The 2212-nt window shown below is 62.4% G+C and carries 1 protein-coding gene and 2 pseudogenes; 1 reads left to right on the top strand and 2 read right to left on the bottom strand.

All coding sequences use genetic code 11. The features are described from left to right. Window positions 1–126: 126 nt before the first annotated feature. Window positions 127–489, bottom strand: a pseudogene (locus tag J1M37_RS06340) (transposase); the annotation flags it as partial. 141 nt (window positions 490–630) lie between these two features. Next, the gene (locus tag J1M37_RS06335; RefSeq protein ID WP_060974270.1) at window positions 631–1773 is read right to left on the bottom strand and encodes a calcium/sodium antiporter; all 1143 of its coding nucleotides are present in this window, start codon (window positions 1771–1773) and stop codon (window positions 631–633) included. Window positions 1774–1945: 172 nt separating this feature from the next. Here J1M37_RS06335 and J1M37_RS11785 point away from each other — a divergent pair. Continuing rightward, window positions 1946–2092: pseudogene (locus J1M37_RS11785) on the top strand (IS1380 family transposase); the annotation flags it as partial. Window positions 2093–2212: the final 120 nt, after the last annotated feature.

The following is a 2212-nucleotide window of genomic DNA, read 5'->3' as shown; positions in this document are numbered from 1 at the left end:
TACAACCACCACCGCCGGCACTCCTCGCTCGGCTACCTAACCCCAGCCGAGTACGCTCGGCAGTGCACCCATCAAATGGAAACCGACGACTCACAGAACGTCCGGACCGAATGAAGGGGGCGGCTCACGGCCCTGAGCGTCGGGAGAGTTCGCCATGCGTTCAACGGTCGGGTCTGCGGCCTCCAGACGCAAGCGACCCGCGATCTCGTTCGGCATCCATGACGCTGCGAGGTCGGCGTTGACGCGGGCCTCGAGTACCGGGTCCTTTGCCACTTTCCGGACCTGTGGGCGAGAGCGCTGGCGTTGCGCTTTCACGTCCGCGGTCACGGCTTGATAGCCGCGCGTCTTCGTCGAGTTCGGTCGAAGCTCTCTGGAGACCACCGAAGGGCATCTACCCAGGTGAGACGCGATCTCCCGGACTCCCCACCCGGCCTTCGATCCCGTCGAGATCTCCATCCGCTCCGTGAACGTGAGTCGCCGCCGCACCATCCCAGGCCTCCTCGCCTCGAGCCCCCACCGACCGGGAGTGTTGCTACGACGCTATGACACCACCAACCGACAGTCATCTCTTGCCGATTTACATTCAGCCGACGACCTGAATGAAGCCAGCAGCCGAATGCACTCGACGGTCTACGTCGAAGTCGTGGTCTGGTCCAGGTCTCGGCGTCCCTTGCGGAGCCCGATTTCGTAGGCTGTAAAGGAAATGAGCGTCAGTGCGATTAACGGCAGCACGAACCACGCCATGGCTACGGTGAATCCCTCCAGTGCATCGTGCGCTGTGGCAGCCAGCACAAGGTATCCGGTGTAGGCGGCGTACAAAACCACGAACAAGCCGCCCTCCCAACGCGCCACCGCGAAGCCCGTGAACGCGATCGGCAGTAGTGCCACTGCGGCCGCCAGCATTACTGGGATATCGAAGGCCACTGCGGCGCCGGATACGGGAATGCCCTCAAGAGAGATGAGCGCGGTTAGTCCTAGCACTACCCCTATGTTGAAGATATTGCTGCCGACCACGTTGCCCACCGCTAGGTCGCGTTCACCGCGACGCACGGCAATGATGGACGTCGCCAGCTCGGGCAGCGATGTCCCGACAGCCACAACGGTCAGTCCGACCACGAGGCTGCTTACGCCCAACGTGGTGGCTATGTTCACTGCTCCTTCCACGAGCAGCGTGGCACCGGCGACCAGCAACGCGACCCCCAGCAGCACAAAGAAGAGCGACCTGCTGACCGAGGCGCCTAGCGCAGCCCCTTCCTCGTCGGCTGGATCGACGGTTGCCGAATCTCCTGTCCCTTCCCGGGCATTCACCGCGGTCTTGGCGTCCCGCCGACTAATCACCACGGACATTATGGTGTGGACCACCACACCGAAAAATAGTATCAGCCCGTCCACCGCACTGATCCTCCCATCCAGGGACACAAGGAGCAGTAGAACTGACAAGACGACCATCAGGGGCAGGTCAAAGCGGATCAGCCTCCGCTTTACAGCGAGGGGAACGACCAGCGCGGACAGTCCCAGGATGAGCAGGACATTAATGATGTTGCTGCCAACCGCATTGCCCACGGCAAGCCCCGGTTCATCACGCAGTACAGCACCGACGCTCACTGCGAACTCGGGTGCCGACGTCGCCGATGACACTACGGTGAGACCGATCACCAATGACGAAATCCCGAAACGTCCGGCCAGTGCTGACGCCCCACGCACCAAAAATTCCCCACCCAAGACCAGCAGCACCAGTCCGGCCACGATCCGTCCAATATCAAGCGCATCCATGAGTAGGAGTGTACGGACCACAGTTCAGGCCCTGCCACGAGCACCCGCTGACCTCGAGATTTCACTGGGGTGTGGTCTCGACGGGTGGGCGTCATAGAGAAAGGTGCTCCTGGCCTGGGATGATACGGGGTGTCGAGTCTCGTAATCCCTGGCCGGAAGGAGCACCTTTCAGGTGTCCCACCCTACCGTGTTCTTCTACCCCCGCCCGCGTGTGGACGTCGCTGAGGTCCCGGCGGCCTCGCATGCGGGCGCGGTGCTGCTGACCGACACGATCCACGCCACCGGCCTCGCCTCTTCGCTGCGTGAAGCGTTTGAGCCGCCCCCTTCATTCGGTCCGGACGTTCTGTGAGTCGTCGGTTTCCATTTGATGGGTGCACTGCCGAGCGTACTCGGCTGGGGTTAGGTAGCCGAGCGAGGAGTGCCGGCGGTGGTGGTTGTA

Origin of the sequence: Micrococcus sp. KRD012, from assembly GCF_017168555.1 — a bacterium.
Lineage (GTDB): Bacteria > Actinomycetota > Actinomycetes > Actinomycetales > Micrococcaceae > Micrococcus > Micrococcus luteus.
This window is presented reverse-complemented; position numbering and strand designations above follow the sequence as displayed.